This window comes from Mycobacterium simiae, assembly GCF_008370645.1.
In the GTDB taxonomy this organism is placed as follows: domain Bacteria; phylum Actinomycetota; class Actinomycetes; order Mycobacteriales; family Mycobacteriaceae; genus Mycobacterium; species Mycobacterium simiae_A.
Map to the genome: position 1 here is coordinate 1 of NZ_VTZN01000043.1, position 17,952 is coordinate 17,952.

Consider the following 17,952-nt stretch of genomic DNA (forward strand, 5'->3'; position numbering starts at 1 on the left):
ACGCTAGTGCCGTCGCTGCCGACTCGCACCCGCCAGTCGCCGTGCACCATGACGGCGGTCACCTGCAAATCCCGATCCAGCACAACGAGATTGGCGTCGAGACCGGCGCGCAGGTCGCCCACCCGCGCCAACCCGAGAGCGCGGGCGGGTGTTGCGGACGTCATCTGAACTGCGGCGGCGAGTGCACTGTCGGCGTCCGAGCCGAGCCCGGCAACGGCCCGAAACAGCTGATCCATGGTGGCCGTGCTGCCGGCGAGCGTCGACGCGCCGCGCACCCGCGCCACCCCGGCCTCCACCTCGATCGGCACTGGGCCCAGCCGGTAGTCTCCGTCGCCGCACCCGGCGGCACCCATCGCGTCGGTGATCAACGCCACCCGGCTCGGGCCAACAGCGGCGATCACCGCCTGCACCATCGCCGGGTGGACGTGGACGCCGTCGGCGATGAGTTCGACAGTCACCCGCGGGTCCGCCAGCAATGCCAGCGCCGGCCCGGGCTCGCGGTGGCCCAGCGGCGGCATCGCGTTGAACAGATGAGTGCCCACCGTCGCGCCCCGCGCGATTGCCTGACGGGTCTGCTCGTACGTCGCATCCGAATGTCCCACGGCCACCACGACGCCCGCGTTCCGGAAGTGGCGAATCGCGTCGTCGCTGCCAGGTAGCTCGGGGGCCAGGGTGACCATCCGGATGGTGTCGTCGGCGGCGGCCAGTACGGCGTCGATCTCGGCTGGATCCGGCGGGCGCATGCGCGCAGGGTCATGGGCGCCGCACCGGGTCGGGCTCAGCCATGGGCCCTCAAGATGGATTCCGGCCACGGTGCCCACATGGGTCGCTGCTGCGAGATCGGCCACTGCGGCAAGCAGCTCTGCCGGCGCCGCGGTGACCAGACTGGCCAGCGTGGTCGTGGTGCCATGACGTTGGTGAAATGCCGCAACCCGCCCGATCTCCCCGTCGGTGAAGGACGCGCCGCCGCCGCCGTGCACATGCATGTCGACGAAACCGGGCACCACCGTGGAGTCGGGGAAATCGACATCGGCCGACGATGGCGCGCCCGACCCGCACGCGGAAATCCTGCGACCGGCCGTTCGCACCCACCCCGGCCGGCGGACCTGGCCACCGATGACCATGGTGCCGGCACAGATGAGACTCACGGCGGTGTGCTTTCCGGCCAGCGCCCGCCGTTCTCCCAGAAGTAGCGGATGTCTTCGAGCTGGTGGCCTTTGGTTTCCGGGGCGAAGCGGTACACCACAACGAAGGCGACCACGGTGAGTGCGCCGAAAACCGCAAAAACTCCGGCGCCGCCGAGCCAATGCAGCATGGTCAGGAAAAACCCGGCAATGATCGCGTTACCGGTCAGGGTCGAGGTGAGCATCACGCTGGAACCCATCGAGCGCAGGCGCGAAGGGAAGCTTTCGCCGGCGTATACCCAGACCAGTGAGCCGAACCCGAAATTGAAGCCGATGATGAACAGCAGCACGCCGCCGAATCCGAGCATCAGCCCGCTGCTGGTGCTGTTGGCGAAGATGACGATGAGCATGGCGTCGGCGGCGATCATGAGGGCAATGCCGGACAACAGAATTGGGCGCCGGCCCCACCGGTCGACGGAGAGCAGCGAGACAAACACCGCGAACAAGCCGGCGAGCTGCACCAGCGCCGGCAGCCCGAGTAGCGCGAAATTGCCCTGAAAGCCCATGGCGGAAAAGATGCGGGGGCTGTAGTAGATGATGGCGTTGATGCCGGTGATCTGAACGAGAAAGCCGAGCGTGACCACGAACAGGGTGGCCCGCAGATATGGCCGCCGCACCATCTCGGACACCTTGCCGCCACCTTCGGTGAGAGCATCGGCGATCTCGCCCAGTTGAGCATCGATGTCGGCTTCCGGTTCTACCTGCAGCAGCGCCTGGCGCGCGTCGTCGACCCGACCTTTGAGCAGGTACCACCGCGCGGTGTCGGGCAGGCGCGCTAACAGCGGCAGCAGCAGCGTGGCGGGTACGGCGGCAAGCCCCAGCATCCAGCGCCAGCCGTGCGGACCGGCCAGCACATAGCCTGCCAAATAGCCCAGGATGATGCCGCTGAGGATCGTCACCTGATAGGCGGTCAGCAACGACCCACGCACCGCTGTCGGCGCCGATTCGGCCACGTACACCGGGATCACCACCACCGCGACGCCAATCGTCACGCCTAGCAGCAGGCGGGCGGCAACCAGCATCGGCAATGAGACGGCCGACGCGCCGAGCACCGCGAACAGCGCGTAGCCGACGGTGAGCAATACCGTCGACTTTTTGCGCCCGATCGCGTTGGCCAGCACACCGGCTCCGAGCGCGCCGGCGATCTGTCCGATCACCACGGTCGTCGTCAACAGCTCTTGCTGGCGGGTGGTGAGGCCGAACTCCTCGGTGACGAACAGCAGCGCGCCGGCGATGGCGGACAGGTCGTAGCCATAGATGACGCCGACGCTGGCCGCGGTGAGCCCGACCAGGATGCCCCGCTGCACGGACCGGGTCAGCTGGCCGGTACTCGGGACTTGAGCAACTCGACGACGCGGTCCGGATCCTCGGGGGTCATGCATGGTCTGACGCGGCGGCCCACATCGAGGATTAGCAGGGTCGTCTTGCTGCCGCGGTGAATGTCCAGCGGGAACCAGTAGCGCGGGTCGGATGCCCCCCCAAAACGGCCTTTGCCGGAAGCCCAGCCCATCTGCTCGGTCTTGATGCCCTTGATGTCGCGGTAGGCGACCTTCTTGGACGTAGCAAAGGGGATGGTGATTCCTGCGTCGTCCAGGGTGAGTCCGCCGCCGTCGTACCGGGCTGTCATCCCGCAGAGTCTAGTGTTGCGCCCGGCCGTTCATCGACTTTGCGACCATCATCAATCCGAACACAACGATGGCGCCGATCACCGCCACCCCGACCCGAACCGGCAAGGTGTCAGCGGACGACATCAGCCCGGCGGCCTGGGCGTCGTCGCGCTGTCGGTCGCTCGGTTTGTCCTTGGGCAACAGCGCCGGATCGGGCTCGATGAGCGAGCCGATCTGAGTGCCCTGGGCGGTGTCGAATCCGTAATCCAACAGGTGCGCGGCTTGTTCCCACGGCGCGATCGGCTGCCGGGTGCCGTGCAGCAACACCGCCATCAGCCGCCGGCCATTGCGGTTGGCCGCGCCCACGAAGGTCTGGCCGGCGTCGTCGGTGTAACCGGTCTTGCCGCCGAGCGCCCCCGGGTAGTGGTAGAGCAGCTGGTTGTCGTTTTCCAACGCATAGCCAGGGTGGTCGCTGTGACCGGGGAAATCGTAGCTGCGGGTGGCGACGATGTCGGCGAAGGTGGGGTTGCGCCAGGCGTACCGATAGAACAAGCCGATGTCGTAGGCCGAGGTGCTCATGCCGGGCCCGTCGAGTCCGGACGGGGTTGCCACCCGAGTGTCGCGCCCGCCCAGCTTGGCGGCCAGCACGTTGATCTTTTCCAGCGCACGCTGCATGCCACCGAGTTGCATGGCCAGCGCGTGTGCGGCGTCGTTGCCGGAGTGCATCAGCAGACCGTGCAGCAACTGGTTGACGGTGTAGGTGCCGTCGGCGTCTACCCCGACCTTGGTGCCCTCGGCGGCGGCGTCGTCCGCGGTTCCGGCGACCGCCTTGTTGAGGCTCAACTCGTTGATGGCGGCCATCGCAACCAGCACCTTGATGATGCTGGCCGGGCGGTGCCGGCCGTGCGGGTCGCGAGCGGCGATGACGGCGCCGCTGTCCAGATCGGCCACCAGCCATGCCTCGGCGGAGACGTCGCCCGGCACCGGCGGGGTGTCCGGCGCGGTGATGACGCCGCAGCCGCCCAGCGCGTTACCGCCCACCGGTGTCGGAGGCACCGCCAGCGGTAGCGGCGGCTCACCGGCTCGGGGGACCTCCGAGGAGTCCACCGCGGGCGGGGTGGACACCTTGTAGGGGCACGTTGCGGCGGCATTGGCCTCCGCATTGGGCTCGGCCCTGGCGATCGACATGGCGGGACCGGCTGCCAGGAAAGCCGCTGCGGCCAGGCACGACACGGCACGTAAGAAGTACATCGCTGTGCAGATTAGGTGATCGGCCGGCGGAGCGCAGGTCGCCGCGCTGTGACTGGTGGGACGGAAGTTGCAAAATAGCATTTGACAGTGTCAGATAAGGGGTAGACACTGTCAGATAACGATGCCGTCACTTCTCACCTTGCCCGAATTCGCCGCGCTGGCCGCTGATGCCGTCCAGGCGGCTGGGGCGGCGCCGGAAAACCGCCAGGCCAAGGCGATACCAGCGGAGCGGATGATCCGGTACTACACCGCGCGCGGCTTGCTGCCGCGCCCCGGAAGTCGGGGACGTGCCCTGACGTATGGACGGACTCACCTGCTGCGCCTGGTCGCCGTCAAACGGCTACAGGGCCAAGGTCTGTCCCTGGAGGAAATCTCCAAACGGCTGCAGTCCCTGTCGCTGGCCGAGCTGGAGTCGCTGGCCGCAATCCCGGCCGGCGTGATGCCGGCCGGTCTCGGTGACCCTGAGCCTGTTCTGGAAACTTCCCGGGCGGCCGGCGCCTTCTGGCGTGCCATGCCGGCGGCTGATCCAACCGACCCGCCGACCGTCACCCAACTGCGGGCCGTCCGGCTTTCCGACACTGTCACGTTGCTGATCGACGGCACGCTTCCAGAGCTCGACGCTCTTCGTCAGGCTGCCGCCCCACTGCTAGACCTGCTCGCCGCCCCAGGAAAGGACTCTCCATGAGTGCCCAGTTACTACCCCTGCTCGACGCCGAACCCGCACCGGCCGCGGACAGGCCGACATGCGGCGAGCTGAGCTCGGCCGATGGACGACGGCTGCCACTGCAGGCGCTAGACGTCGAAACCGTCATTGTCGGGATGACCGCAACGTCTACCGTGCGTCAGCGTTTCGCCAATACCGGCGACACGACCATCGAAGCCACCTACGTGTTCCCGCTGCCCGCCCGCGCGGGGGTGACCGATTTCGCGGCCGCGCTGGCCGGGCGACGCGTGGTTGGTGTGCTGAAGGAACGTGGCCAGGCCCGCGCGGACTACGAACAGGCACTGGCCGCCGGGCAGCGCGCCGCAATCGTCGAAGAGGACCGCTCCGATGTGTTCTCGGTGCGGGTAGGCAACCTCGGGCCCGGCGAGGAAGCCACCATCGACATGCGACTGACCGGCCCGCTTTCGTTCGAAGACGGTGAGGCCACCTTCCGGTTCCCGCTTGTGGTCGCCCCGCGCTACACCACCGGAACCCCGCTGCCCGGCGACCAAACCGGCTCCGGGCTGGCTCATGACACCGATGCGGTGCCCGACGCGTCCCGAGTGACCCCGCCGCGGCTACAGGACGACGACGAGCGGCCCGAATTGCAGATTTCGGTGACTCTCGACGCCGCCGGTCTGCCGCTTTCCGATGTGCGGTCATCGCTGCCGACCGCAGTGCTGGAGCCCGCCGAGGCCGGGCTGATCCGGCTGCGGGTGGAGCCGGGCGCGCGAGCCGACCGCGATCTTCTGCTGCGCTTCCGTATCGACTGCAGCGAACTGTCATCGTCGGCGCTGCTGGTCCCAGATGGTCAGGGTAACGAAGGGACCTGGTCGGTGACCGTGGTGCCACCCGCCGAGCCGTCCAGCGCCGCGCGCGATGTCGTTGTGGTGCTGGATCGCTCCGGGTCGATGGGTGGCTGGAAGATGGTCGCCGCCCGGCGTGCGGCGGGCCGCATCGTGGACATGCTCGACACCGCGGACCGGTTTTGCGTGCTGGGGTTCGACGACCGGATCGATACGCCCTCGGACTTGCCGCCCGGGCTGCTCGAGGGCTCGGACCGCAACCGATTCGCCGCGGCGTCCTGGCTGGGCGCGTTGCGCAGCCGCGGCGGGACCGAGATGGCCCAGCCGCTGCGCAAAGCCGTGCAGCTCCTCGCCGAATCGGCCGAAGACCGGCAGGCCAGCGTGGTCCTGGTCACCGACGGCCAGATCACCGGGGAAGACCAGCTTTTGCGGTCGTTGGCTCCGTTGATCGGGCGGACTCGCGTGTACTGCGTGGGCGTCGACCGTGCCGTCAATGCCGGCTTCCTGGACCGGCTGGCTCGGCTCGGCGGCGGGCGGGCCGAGTTGGTGGAGTCGGAGGACCGCCTGGACCAGGCGATGGCCAGGTTGGCCCGGACCATCGGACGCCCGGCGCTGACCGGTCTTCGGGTCAGCGCGGACGGCGTGCAAATCGCCGACGGCAGCATCACGCCCAACCGGGTGCCCGACGCCTTCGCCGGCGTGCCGTGCGTAATTTCCGGGCGCTACCGCGGCGCCGCCGATGCTGCCGCCGTGCGTGTCGAGGCGGACACCCCCGACAGCCCGTTCACGGCACTTCTGCCCGCGCGTCTGGTGCCGAATGCTGTTGCGGTGCAAACGATATGGGCGCGTTCGGTGGTCCGTGATCTGGAGGACGACTATGTGTCCGGGCGCGACTCAGAAGAGCTGGCCGCGCGTCTGGTGGCGCATTCCCTCCGGTTCGGGGTGCTGTCGCGGTTCACCGCCTTTGTCGCCATCGATCCCGAGCACACCGAAGCTGGCCCGCTCACCGAAGTCGTGCAATCCGTCGAGCTGCCGTCCGGATGGGCAGCGCCCGCGGGATTCATGCCGGCGGCGGCAGCGTCTGCCGTGCGCGCACGTGCCGCAGCACCACGCGCGGTGGCTGTCCTCGGCGCGCAGCCTACGCCCACCCGGTCGCTCAAGGATCTGCTCACGCTGGTGCAGAAAGGTATGCGAGGCGACGACAAAGGACTCGACGAGATCTGTGCAGAGCTGATCGTTTATCGCGACTCGGCGACCGATCCCACCGTGCAGGCGGCGCTGACGGTGTTATGCGACGTGCTCACCAGGTATCTGTGCAACCCGACCCAGCAGGGGACGCAGCAGGTCATGGAGGCCGTGGCAGCAGTCGAGAAGACCGGCGCTGCCCGCGGCGCCCGACGCGTGCGCACAATGCGGTTCTGGAAGTAGGTCACGCGGCAGCTCGCGTCGCTGAGCCGGTCGCCTGCGACCCTAGGTTTGTGGGACCCGGTGAAGGCGTGGCGACAAACTGGGTGCGGCGTTGGAGGACGCGGCAGGCCGGGCCGTAGATGCAGCTGCGACACAGACGCTGGCAATCACCAGGCAGTGCAGCGCATACCAGAGGTTGCCGACGGGATCTCCGTTCGGCGTCACACCCTTTTCGGCTTCGAAGTATGCGGGTAGCGCTGTCGCCCATAGCATTGTCATCACGGCGAGATAGCTTGCTGCGTAGCCAAGGATCAACGGATTTGAGTAACGCTGTGCCGCCTGGGCATCGCCGCGGCGAATCGCAAGCCACCCAAAGATGAGCGCCGGCACCGCGACAACGATGACGATGGCCAATTCGGCGGTGTAGGCGACACCAACCACAGTAGTACTACTCGTTAACGCGCCCATGATGGTTGCTGGAAGCGGCAACACCACGGTGCCGATTGAAGCCAGAATTCCGACGGCGATAGTGCGCCACAGCACCTGCATGCCAGCGAAGGTCGTTCCGTGCGCCGCGAGCCGGCCGACGAAGAGTTGGGTGAAGAATGCCAGGGAGAGGGGCCACAGGGTGGCGAACACCACGACGCTAGGCAGCGGCACCGAATCGAACATGGGTTGGTTGAGGGGATGATCCACGGTCCATTCCCACCACCGCAGCTGCGGGCCGAGGTGGTCGAAAATCTCGTAGAATGCCTGGTGCACGAATCCGACGCAGATGGACCCGACTGCGAGACCGTACCGTCGGAAGACTCCCAGAATGCGAACGATTTCAAAGGCTACCGTCGCCATCATCGGATAGATGGCAATGATGTAGAGCGGTAACCGGCCCCACAAGAAATCAACGGTAAAGACGTTGTGGGCGAACATCGTATCGACGTAGCCGCTGATGCCAAACGCAGCGGGAAAATACAGCGGCGGTTCGATGATGAGAAGATAGGCGACCGCGCCACACCAGAGCACCAGGTTTGTCGCGTCGTGGTGGCGACGTAAGCGAATTATCGCGTAACCCAAGGTAAGCACCGCACCGGCGAGCACCGTAAGTTCCAGCACCGGCAGTGTCCAGTTTTCCAGGCCCAACGGGCTGCGCAGCCCGACTACCCCGCCGGCCGTGTCGCACGAAAACCCCAGCCGGGCAGCAAGTCCAGCGAACGTGGGTGAGCACATCTGCGACATCGGCTTACCTTACGCTTGCTGATTGATCGCCGCGGTGTACCAGTTCGTGACGTCGTATCCGTTTTCGTAGCGGGCGAACCATTCGTCGGCGAGCATCGGCACGTTCTCGAGCGCGGGATTGTGGTTCGGCAGTTGGCTGCGCACGATGCCTAACAGCGCGGTCAACTGCTCGCATACGGGCAGATGACCGAACGCCGACCCGAACGGTCCGCTGCTGGCGCCTCCGACAAATGGAAGTCGTTGCAGCAGCGATTGTTTCCTTCGATACGTGCCGAACATCGACAGGGCGTCGACCCTTCGGTCTGCCAACGGGACGTGCTTGTTGAAACCTGCTGCGGCCGTCCGCAGCGCCGACCAAACGTGTTTGAAGATCGCCGGCGCCACCCGCAGGCGGTACCAAGGGTCCCCAACAACGGCGTCGTAGATGATCAATGCGGAACTGCGGTGCTCAACCTCTTCGACGAAGTGCCACAGGAACAGGGAGGCCACGCGATCATCGCCTGGCGCGAACAAGGTGTCGTCGTGATCGAGCATCAGCTTGAATACCGGAGTAAACGTCGCTTCGAGATCGGCGGTATAGGCGAGCCGATACTTCAACGGCTCGTTGACGGTCAGATCGTCGAACGACGCGATCACCTGGTTCAGGGTTTCCTTCAGTGCTGGATAGCTTTTGATCAGTCCTTTCGCGTGTTGGCGGTGGGCCATCGAATGTTGGCCTTCTTGCCGGACGAAGGCGGCGGCCTCCGCGGCGACAACAGGATCGGTGATCAACGGCATCGCCTCGGCGATCATGCGGCCAATCATCTTCTCGAAGGCGATTGCCAGAAATGACACTGCGTTGGCCATGCTGGAGAACGCGGGATTGGTTTCATTCCATAGGAACGGAACGTCATAGTCCGCGAAGGCGAAACGCATTTTCCGTATCTGAAGATCAGTCACACGCACCTCGTTCGGACTGCTATTGCGCTGTCCCGAAACAGGGTTCAGCACTAATCATACAAAATATCGGTCAGATGTATGATTGCAGCGCCACCGACCGCTGTCAACGCTGAAAGCGCGCCGGTCAGAACCGCGGCCACCGCCGGAGCCTGCCGCAGGGCTATATGCTGCGGCAATGTCGTGGGCCGAAATCCTGAACCGTGGTGGGTAGGCGCGGATGGAACGGGCATCCACCCGTCACCGATGAGGAAGCCTCTCAGCGCATTGTCGCCGCGGCAGTGCGGCTCATTGCTGACACCGGATCGCAGGTCAGCGTTGCTGACGTGGCGGCATCGCTAGGCGTCATCAGACAAACGGTGTATCGGTACTTTCCTACCGCCGATGCGCTCATGCACGCGGCGGGGATTGCGGCGGTGGACGGTTTTCTCGACCGGCTCACCGTGAACGTCGCAGGCATCCACGATCCGGCGGAGGCCATGACGCAGGGCGTGATGTACACGTTGGACGAGGTCATGCGCACACCTCAGCTCGCGATCCTGCTCTCGGAGCCGTACGTAGGTTCGCACCTGGGCGGCATCGCGTCGGAAGAAGCGCAAGTTTTCGGAATGAGAATGATAAACCGGTTCGACGTCGACTGGTCAGAACATGGCTACGATGACTCGGCCCTGGCGGAACTCGTGGAACTCACCCTACGTCTGATGTTGTCGTTCATCGTCGCACCCAATGACCCTGCTCGCACGCCAGCTGAGTTGCGGTGTTTTGTCAAACGTTGGCTGGGGGGCGCTATTGCGGCACAGCAACACTGAGGCGTCGACGCGAAGGGGGCGCAGTGGTCACGAGATGCTGACTTTGCTGAGCACGCTGCGCAAGATGGCTTCGATGGTGTCGAATTCGGCCTGGCCGCTGATCAGCGGCGGTGCCAGCTGGATCACCGGCTCGCCGCGGTCGTCGGTGCGGCAATACAGCCCCGCGTCGAACAGCGCCCAAGATACCTGGCCTAGCAGTGCTTGGCGTTCTGCGCCGGTGAATGTTTGCTTAGTCACCTGGTCCTTGACCAGTTCGATGCTGAAAAAGAATCCTTCCCCGCGCACGTCGCCGACGATAGGCAGGTCGTAAAGCTGCTCCAGGGTGGCGCGCAGTGACGGCGAGTGTCGCTTGACGCGGTCGTTGAGGCCCTCGCGTTCGAAGATGTCCAGGTTTGCCAACGCGACGGCCGCCGAAACGGGGTGACCGCCGAAGGTGTACCCATGCGGGAACATCGTGGTGCCGTCGTTAAACGGCTCAAACACCCGGTCGCTGGCAATCATCGCGCCCAGCGGCGAGTAGCCCGAGGTCAAGCCTTTGGCGCAGGTGATCAGGTCCGGCAGGTAATCAAAGTCGGCGCAGGCGAACATCGACCCGATCCGGCCGAACGCGCAGATCACCTCGTCGGAAACTAGTAGCACGTCGTACTCGTCGCAGATCTCGCGGACTCGCTGGAAATAACCCGGGGGCGCAGGGATGGAGCCGCCGGCGTTCTGAACCGGCTCCAGAAATACCGCGGCGACGGTGTCGGGTCCCTCGAACTCGATCGCCTCGGCGATCCGGTCGGCGGCCCACTGCCCGAACGCGGTGACATCGGTGTCGAAGGGCTCGGGCGCGCGGTAGAAGTTGGTGTTGGGCACCCGGAACCCACCCGGGGTCACCGGCTCGAACGGTGCCTTGTACGCCGGCAGGCCGGTGATCGCCAGCGCGCCCTGGGTAGTGCCGTGGTAGGCGATCGAGCGCGAAATGACCTTGTGCTTGCCCGGTTTTCCGGTGAGCTTGAAGTACTGCTTGGCCACTTTCCACGCCGTTTCGACGGCCTCGGTGCCGCCGCTGGTGAAGAACACCCGGTTCAGGTCGCCGGGCGCGTAGTGAGCGAGCCGCTCGGCCAGCTCGATCGCGCTCGGAGTGGCATAACCCCACAGCGGGAAGTACCCCAGGGTTCCGGCTTGCCGGGCGGCGGCCGCGGCGAGCTCGGTTCGGCCGTGACCGACCTGCACCACGAACAGCCCGGACAGCGCGTCTAGGTAGCTTTTGCCGTGGCCGTCGAAGATGGTGACGCCCTCGCCGCTCGTGATGATGGGCGGTGTGATCCCCGGGCCGTGCCGGGCGAAATGCAGCCAGAGGTTGCTCGTCATTTGCTCGCGAGCCTAGCGGTTAAGCTCGAAGCTATGACCGCGATGCAGGTCACCCAATTCGAGGCACTGCGACCGCATCTCATGTCGGTCGCCTATCGCCTGACCGGGAGCGTGGCCGACGCCGAGGACATCGTTCAGGAAGCGTGGCTGCGCTGGGACGCCCAGGAGCACCTGATTGATGACGTACGTGCCTGGTTGACCACGGTGGTGAGCCGTCTCGGTTTGGACAAGTTGCGGTCGGCGGCGCGCCGCCGCGAGACCTACACCGGCAACTGGCTGCCGGAGCCCATCGTCACTGGGCTCGACGGCGGCGACCCGCTGTCCGCCGTCGTGGCACGCGAGGATGCTCGATTCGCGGCAATGGTGGTGTTGGAGCGGCTGAGCCCCGACCAGCGGGTCGCCTTCGTGCTGCACGACGGGTTCGCGCTGCCGTTCGCCGACATTGCCGACGCGCTGGGCACCAGCGAGGCCGCCGCCCGGCAGCTGGCTTCGCGAGCGCGCAAAGTCCTCGCCGCTGACCCGCCGCCCCAACCCGATCCCACCCACAACGAGGTGGTCGGCAAGCTGATGGCCGCCATGGCCGCTGGCGACCTGGAAGCCGTGGTGGCGCTGCTACATCCCGACGTCACCTTGACCGGCGACGCCGACGGCAAGGTGTCCACGGCACTCAACGTCATTCACGGCGCGGACAAGGTGGCCCGGTTCCTGTTCGGCTTGGCCCGTCGCTACGGCCCGGCTTTTGTCACGGCAAGCCAGCTGGCTTTGGTCAACGGTGAACTAGGCGCCTACACCGAAGGCTTCCCTGGTGTCGACGGGCATCGGCAATTGTTCCCGCGGGTCACGGCGATGACGGTGCGCGACGGAAAGGTCTGTGCCATCTTCGATATCGCCAACCCAGACAAGTTCGCCGGCTCTCCGTTGCGGCCTTAGTCGCGGTGCGGGCCTGGCCTTCGACCCTGTAGTTGAGCGTGACGGTTACTTGTATTTCTTGACGGCAGCTACAGCCTCGACGCCGCCCAGGGAACGCGGCACGCATCGCCCGAGCTAAAGCCCTGCTCGGTGATGCCCAACGCCGTATTCATCCGTGCCCGCATGTTCTCCAACCCGATCTGATAGGTCAGCTCGATCACCCCCGCATCGCCGAAACGCGCCCGCAGATCGGCGACCTGCTCGTCGGTGACAGTGTGCGGATCGGTCGTGATGGCCTTGGCGTAGGTGATTGCGGCGCGCTCGTCCTCGGTAAACGCTGGGGATATCGCGTAGTTGTGTATCTGCTTGAGTCTGTCGACGTCGAGACCGTCCAAGCGCTGCAGCATCGAGCCGAAGTCGACGCACCACGAGCAGCCGACTTGGCGCGCGGTCCACAACACCGCGAGCTCGCGCACGCTGACGGGCAGCGATCGCGACGCCCATTGGGCCATGGTCTCGTGCACGGCGTTGGCGGCCAGCAGTCGCCGATGATGCGCAGCCACCGCGAACGGCTCGGGGACCTGGCCGAAACGCCGCTTGGCGATCCGATACATGGCGCGGACCAGCAAACCGGCGCGCTGGGGAGGCAGGGGTTCGATGCGGGTTTTCTGGGTCATACCCCTCAGACGAGGCGCGCCGCGAAACTGTGACGACTCCGGCCGAAATTTTCTGCAACCGATGGAGTCACGAGACCAGCGATTAGGGTTGCTGTTTCCGCAAACCGTCGATGACGACATCGACGGCGAGCCTGGCCAGCGCCGCTTTGGACGGGCCCTGCTTGAGGGCGTTGCGGATTTCTTCCGGGGCACTGGCAAGACCGCCGATTCCCCAGGTCGTGAGGAAGAAGTACACCGTTTCCACCGCCCCTTCGCGGACGAGGCCCAAGTCCTGGAGAATCCTGAGCGCCATCGCCGAGCGTTTGCGGGTGGGTCCGATATAGCGGGAAAACATGTAGTCGAACCGCGGACCGGGACGCGCGGCCTCCTGCTGGATGATTCTGGCCAGGGCGGGGTTCTGCATGGTGGCCTCGGCATAGTTGAGCATGGTGGCCCGCAGTTGCTCGAGGGGCTCCGCGTTGACCAGCTCGCTGGGCAGCGCCAGCGCGGCTGCCAACTGTTGAAAACCATGGTCGACCGCCGCCTCCCAGGCGGCTTCCTTCGACACGTAGCGCCGGTGGATCAAGTTGTGACTGAGGCCGAGATGCCGACACAACTCGCGCAGGCTAGTGCCGTGATAGCCGAGGTCGGCGAACGCATACAGCAACTGGTCCAAAAGGACGGACTCCTCGATGATTCTCGGGCGTGCCACGTGACCAGGGTAGGGCCACTGGCCAGGTTGAGGCCCAGAACGCGTCCTGCTGCGATCAGCGCGACGACACGATTGCCGACACAGCTGCGGCCACAGGTATCCACCAGCGTGGAGGTCGACTCTGGCGGCTGTGCAGCACTGTAAGCCCCGAGACGGGCATGGTTGGACTTTCCCGGGCGGCGACGACACTGATCTTGACGGTGTGCATGCGAAAAGGCTCCAACACCGCCCAGCCGAAAGATGACATGTGCGGCGACCCCCTCGGCTCAGACTCTCGTTGATATGGGTGTAATCGTTTTCGGGAACTCGAGAGGTCCCTTTGCCCAGGGCAGGTGGCGTGGACGTGCACCGACAGCAGATCACATGCGATGCTGGGCTGCTTCCTGGCTGCGGCGCTGGCTGTGCGACTAAGCGCCGCGGTTCGGTACGGCCTCGTTCCGGGTAGCGATGCCTAAAATGCGGGACCGATTCACCAGTTCCATACCGACATGTCGCCGGCGGGGTAGTTGTTGCAGACCTCGGTTGACTTGGCGACAACGCCTTTGTTGTTGAAGAAGATCTTCATATGGTTGGGCCATGCGAACCACAGCGGATCGCCGTTGTAGAAGTGTTCGGAGTAGTCCCGGCGGTCGGCGGATGACAGCGAGAAAAACCAATGGGCCTTGTCTTGGACGGCCTGCTGGACGTTAGGGTGGTTGTTGTAGTCGATCATGTACCGCTGGTAATAGGTCGGGCTGGTGTCTCTGGTCGCCGCTAGTATCTGTTCGGCGTCGCAGGTGGTGGCGATCATCCTGCGGGGTATCGGAAAGTCTTCCGTGGAATCGGCTGCGGCGGTCTTGGACGAGCACGCAGCCGTCACGCCCATAGCCAGAAGCAAGGCAGCGTGCACAGCGCCGGTGCGCAGGTGAGAGCTGGGGCTAAACATGCTGGTCTCCTACATTCGGGCCTTGTCGGGCGCTGCTGCTGCCATGGTTGCCAGCCATCTCACGGGCGGTCGCGGGAACTACCCGAGTCGCTCGGCCGCGGTGGCGGCTTTGGCCACGTTGTGTGCGGCTCCAACGTGTTCGTCGACCACCAAGGATGGGCATAACAGGGATCGGTCATCCTACGAGCGCAGGCGTGGCTGACCGCAAGGCGCGCGTCGATCGTCGCCAACCCTGGTGAGTGGTAGGAACCGCAGCGCGCGGCATCGCTACGCTCACCGTGTCTTGCATCTTGCGGAAATTGCTCGGTGGTAACGGCGTAACAACCGTGGTGATCGGCTTCATTTCACTAGTCCTTTGACATTCCGCTGTAAAAATCCAGATCTGTTGGCCGCTAGGGTGTTTGACTTCAGCTCCCGGCCCTGGCCGTCATGTTAGCTACGAGGTGTCCAGCCGGCTATGGACATATTCGTCAGCGATCTTCTGAAAGTCCCGGCAGTGTGCACAGTGGGCCCATGCTGGTTTGAAGGTGAGGGACGCCAAGATGTTTTGGTTGCTCTCGTTCGAAATGACCGAGTAGGTGCGAAACCTGAATTGATTGAGACGTGTCAGGCTGCTTGCTCTGTGTCGGTGTTTTCCTTCGGTGGTTCGTTGATCCAGGCTGCGTTGGGCAGCTTGGGTGGGGCGGGTTTGCGGCATAGGCGGTCCGGGTTGGCTGCGTAGGCGGCGGCGCGGGTTTCGGGGCGCCGGGCCCGGATCTGGATGGCGGCGCCGTGGTGGACCGAGGCCGCGGTATGCAGTCCGATCCCGAGTGGCGATGCCCAGGGTTGCTTGAATCTGCGTGCCGGATCCGCGTCGTAGGGATGAACTAGATCGACGGCGGCGCTCGACACTTCCCTGAATGTCGTGATGTTCAACACTTCCCACCTCGCTGTGAGAAGACCGGATCATCTGGCGAACTGATATTCGGCTTCAGCTGGCTGGATGGTCGCTCTTGCGCTGATGTCTACCGGTGTTATAGGGACGGCGGAATGGTCATGGTATTCAGAGTTGGATATGCATTCGGGTCACGATGCACAATGGGCCATTCCGGTGCAGTGGCCGCGTGGGTCCAAGCCGTGCCCAGAACAGCGCTGAGCTGCCCAGCCGTGGTGAAAAACCGGAAAATCTTTGCCCAGCAGTGCGTCCCGGCTGCGAAAGCCCGTTCCGGCTGCGACAGCCGGACCGCGCTCACCTAACGAGCAGCGCGGGCGATCAGGCCAGCGGCCGCGGCTCCGTTGAGCTATGCCCGTGCACGTTGCCGGGTGGCTGAAGTTTTCTATAGATACTGTGCCCATAGCTCACCGACCCGTGTGTTGACTAGCCTCACTCCGGCGCGGCGGAACTTACCAAGATCTGCAAGCCAGCGATTGATGTGAGGAAACCCATTGGGATGTTCATGGCTCCGGCGGCTTTGGAAAATTCATGAAGCTGATCGAGCAATATCACGCTCGGGCGTTTCTCACGACAGCATCGACTCCGGATAGCTACGGCGTGCTGAGATAAACCTGATAGCAAAGGTCTGGAAAATGAAGGAACTTCAATCGATCCCCTTAGCCCCAGGTGCGCTGCCGCTGTTCGGCCACGCTCTCTCGGCGATGCGCGACCCATGGCGCTTTCTGAGCGGATTGCCGGACCATGGAGACCTGGTCAGAGTTCGCCTCGGCCCCTCCGAGGCGGTGGTCGTGTGCACACCCGAGCTGACCCATCGAGTCATGGTCGACGACAAGACCTTCGACAAGGTAGGACCGCTCTACGAACGCAGCAAGGAGATCCTGGGCACCACTGTCGTATCCGCCTCGCACGACCTGCATCGCCCTCTCAGGCGGCAAGCCCAACCGTCGTTTCACCGCAACAAGATGCCGGAGTACGCGCGTACCATGACCGATCGCATCGACGCAGTCACCGCTTCCTGGCAGGACAACCAGGTTCTGGACGTATGGCCGGAAATGAGAGGCCTCTCTGCGGCGATCGCAGTAGACGCGTTATTCGGCAACGCCATATCCCCACCCGACATCGACCGGTTCATTGAAGCCACCTCCATTGTCAACGAGGGCGTGTATGGCCAAACGATGATGCCACCAGCCTGGCGGAAGCTCCCCACCCCGGCTAACCGCCGCTATCGCACGGCCCTGGCAGAGATTCACCGGATCGCTTGCGGCATGGCCACTTCTTGTCGCTCCGAGGACAGAACCGGCTTTCTCCCGACGCTGCTCGATCCCGCAAAGAGTCCCGTTGATATCGGCAATGAAATCATCACCTACCTCGTGGCCGCATACGATACGGGCGCGAGCACTCTGGCGTGGGCTTTGCATCTGCTGACCGAGCACCCGCGGATCGAAGAACGCTTGCACGAAGAAGTGGATGCGACCCTCGCAGGGGCACCGGCAAGTTTCGATCACCTACCCCAACTCGAGCTGACCGAGCGCGTCATCATGGAAACCCTGCGCATCCAGCCGATCGCATGGATATTTACCCGATGCGTCACGACCGACACCGAACTCGGCGGGCACTGGCTGCCCGCCGGAACCGCTGTCGTCGTGAGCCCCTGGATCATCCACCATCGACCCGATGTCTATGAGGATCCCGCACGATTCGACCCCGACCGCTGGGCGCCAGACCGCAAACGCTCCGCCAGAGACGGCACCATGATTGCTTTCGGGGGCGGCTCACGCAAATGCATCGGCGAGTTGTTCGGAAAGATCGAAAGTACCCTGGCGCTTGCTACGATCGTCTCCCGCTGGCAGTTGCGCACTCTTCCCGGCTCGTCGGTACGGCGGACGATAGCTACTGTGAACCACCCGAAGGGATTGCATATGCGGGCCGCCGCACGCACTAACCACAGCGTTGCACTGCCCGATTATTAAAACTGTTGCTAAGTCTGCGCTTACGGGATCTTGCCAGCAGACTGAGTCATATGGCAAGCCACCCGGTGAACTGGTTCTCGGGTTCTCGCGCATCGGTACCGATCGTGCGGGAGATCCGGTCCACTTTGGCTAGCATGATGTTGCGGTGGACATTGGGGCGCGCCGTTGTCGCGTTGACGTTGCCGCTGTGCGCCCGGGAATCAGACAGTGTCCCTAGCGGATTGGGACTTGACCGGAGCGGATCGACGAACTCGCGAATCAGTTGTCCGCTGTTGTCTGCTGTTGTCGCTGTCGCGATTTCGGCAAGCGCAGCCAACGAGATGCACCCGGGTCTCATGCGGGCCGGACCGTCGTGCCGCGGGCACACCGGTGGCCAGCGTGCGTCCCACCAAATTAGACGATGTCTTGATGGCATTGCCAGCCAGTCCGTCGCGGGCGACCACCTGACCGCGAGAATTCAGTGCCATAGTGTGGTTTCGGGACGGCTTCGCTACCTCGCGGACGAGAATCGGCAGGCCGGCCCCGCGGTGGAACAGGCCGGCCGGTGCGGTTGG

The 17,952-nt window shown here is 64.6% G+C and carries 16 protein-coding genes and 1 pseudogene; 5 read left to right on the forward strand and 12 right to left on the reverse strand.

Going from position 1 to position 17,952, the window contains the following annotated elements; translation table 11 throughout:
* The 4 genes from nagA to F0Q45_RS09405 form a co-directional block, all read right to left on the reverse strand.
* The coding region (gene nagA, locus F0Q45_RS09390) for an N-acetylglucosamine-6-phosphate deacetylase (RefSeq protein ID WP_373424944.1) at positions 1–1,124 on the reverse strand (1,124 nt) is incomplete at its 3' end.
* Between the two features lie 20 nt (positions 1,125–1,144).
* On the reverse strand, positions 1,145–2,566 hold the full coding sequence (locus F0Q45_RS09395) for a sugar porter family MFS transporter (protein ID WP_149653692.1): 1,422 nt from the start codon (positions 2,564–2,566) through the stop codon (positions 1,145–1,147).
* Positions 2,500–2,811, reverse strand: coding sequence for a hypothetical protein (locus F0Q45_RS09400; RefSeq protein ID WP_149653693.1), 312 nt, complete (start codon positions 2,809–2,811; stop codon positions 2,500–2,502). Before F0Q45_RS09400 ends, F0Q45_RS09395 begins: the two co-directional genes overlap by 67 nt.
* A gap of 10 nt (positions 2,812–2,821) precedes the next feature.
* The gene (locus F0Q45_RS09405) at positions 2,822–4,042 is read right to left on the reverse strand and encodes a D-alanyl-D-alanine carboxypeptidase family protein (RefSeq protein WP_149653694.1); all 1,221 of its coding nucleotides are present in this window, start codon (positions 4,040–4,042) and stop codon (positions 2,822–2,824) included.
* A gap of 121 nt (positions 4,043–4,163) precedes the next feature.
* On the opposite strand from F0Q45_RS09405, the gene F0Q45_RS09410 reads away from it, so the two are divergent.
* Positions 4,164–4,727: a MerR family transcriptional regulator gene (locus F0Q45_RS09410; protein WP_149653695.1), complete on the forward strand. Its 564-nt coding sequence runs from the start codon at positions 4,164–4,166 to the stop codon at positions 4,725–4,727.
* The gene (locus F0Q45_RS09415; RefSeq protein WP_149653696.1) at positions 4,724–6,979 is read left to right on the forward strand and encodes a VIT domain-containing protein; all 2,256 of its coding nucleotides are present in this window, start codon (positions 4,724–4,726) and stop codon (positions 6,977–6,979) included. Before F0Q45_RS09410 ends, F0Q45_RS09415 begins: the two co-directional genes overlap by 4 nt.
* 42 nt (positions 6,980–7,021) lie before the next feature.
* Here F0Q45_RS09415 and F0Q45_RS09420 read toward each other — a convergent pair whose 3' ends face one another.
* Together F0Q45_RS09420 and F0Q45_RS09425 are read right to left on the reverse strand one after the other, a co-directional pair.
* Entirely contained in the window at positions 7,022–8,191 is a 1,170-nt protein-coding gene (locus F0Q45_RS09420; protein WP_149653697.1) for a hypothetical protein, read from the reverse strand.
* A 9-nt stretch (positions 8,192–8,200) separates the two neighbouring features.
* A complete protein-coding gene (locus F0Q45_RS09425; protein ID WP_149653698.1) occupies positions 8,201–9,130 on the reverse strand; it encodes a metal-dependent hydrolase in 930 nt (309 codons plus the stop codon).
* A gap of 200 nt (positions 9,131–9,330) precedes the next feature.
* On the opposite strand from F0Q45_RS09425, the gene F0Q45_RS09430 reads away from it, so the two are divergent.
* Positions 9,331–9,936 (forward strand): TetR/AcrR family transcriptional regulator, encoded by a 606-nt coding sequence (locus F0Q45_RS09430; RefSeq protein ID WP_149653699.1) that lies wholly within the window; start codon positions 9,331–9,333, stop codon positions 9,934–9,936.
* A gap of 27 nt (positions 9,937–9,963) precedes the next feature.
* Here the strand turns inward: F0Q45_RS09430 and F0Q45_RS09435 are convergent, their stop codons facing one another.
* Entirely contained in the window at positions 9,964–11,292 is a 1,329-nt protein-coding gene (locus F0Q45_RS09435) for an aspartate aminotransferase family protein (protein WP_149653700.1), read from the reverse strand.
* Positions 11,293–11,334: 42 nt separating this feature from the next.
* Between F0Q45_RS09435 and F0Q45_RS09440 the strand changes: the two genes are divergently transcribed.
* Complete coding sequence (locus F0Q45_RS09440; RefSeq protein WP_188112853.1) at positions 11,335–12,222, forward strand: sigma-70 family RNA polymerase sigma factor; 888 nt, start codon at positions 11,335–11,337, stop codon at positions 12,220–12,222.
* Between the two features lie 68 nt (positions 12,223–12,290).
* Here F0Q45_RS09440 and F0Q45_RS09445 read toward each other — a convergent pair.
* From F0Q45_RS09445 to F0Q45_RS09460, 4 genes and pseudogenes are all read right to left on the reverse strand, one after another.
* Positions 12,291–12,896 (reverse strand): annotated as a pseudogene (locus F0Q45_RS09445) (carboxymuconolactone decarboxylase family protein); the annotation flags it as partial.
* A gap of 64 nt (positions 12,897–12,960) precedes the next feature.
* Complete coding sequence (locus tag F0Q45_RS09450) at positions 12,961–13,569, reverse strand: TetR/AcrR family transcriptional regulator (protein WP_149653703.1); 609 nt, start codon at positions 13,567–13,569, stop codon at positions 12,961–12,963.
* A 469-nt stretch (positions 13,570–14,038) separates the two neighbouring features.
* Positions 14,039–14,494 (reverse strand): DUF5078 domain-containing protein, encoded by a 456-nt coding sequence (locus F0Q45_RS09455; protein ID WP_149653704.1) that lies wholly within the window; start codon positions 14,492–14,494, stop codon positions 14,039–14,041.
* A 606-nt stretch (positions 14,495–15,100) separates the two neighbouring features.
* Positions 15,101–15,409 carry a hypothetical protein gene (locus F0Q45_RS09460; RefSeq protein WP_149653705.1) on the reverse strand — a complete coding sequence of 103 codons (309 nt, stop codon included), beginning with the start codon at positions 15,407–15,409 and terminating at the stop codon, positions 15,101–15,103.
* Between the two features lie 651 nt (positions 15,410–16,060).
* On the opposite strand from F0Q45_RS09460, the gene F0Q45_RS09465 reads away from it, so the two are divergent.
* Positions 16,061–17,398, forward strand: coding sequence for a cytochrome P450 (locus F0Q45_RS09465; RefSeq protein ID WP_149653706.1), 1,338 nt, complete (start codon positions 16,061–16,063; stop codon positions 17,396–17,398).
* A gap of 46 nt (positions 17,399–17,444) precedes the next feature.
* Here the strand turns inward: F0Q45_RS09465 and F0Q45_RS09470 are convergent, their stop codons facing one another.
* Positions 17,445–17,735: a PucR family transcriptional regulator gene (locus F0Q45_RS09470; protein ID WP_149653707.1), complete on the reverse strand. Its 291-nt coding sequence runs from the start codon at positions 17,733–17,735 to the stop codon at positions 17,445–17,447.
* Positions 17,736–17,952: the final 217 nt, after the last annotated feature.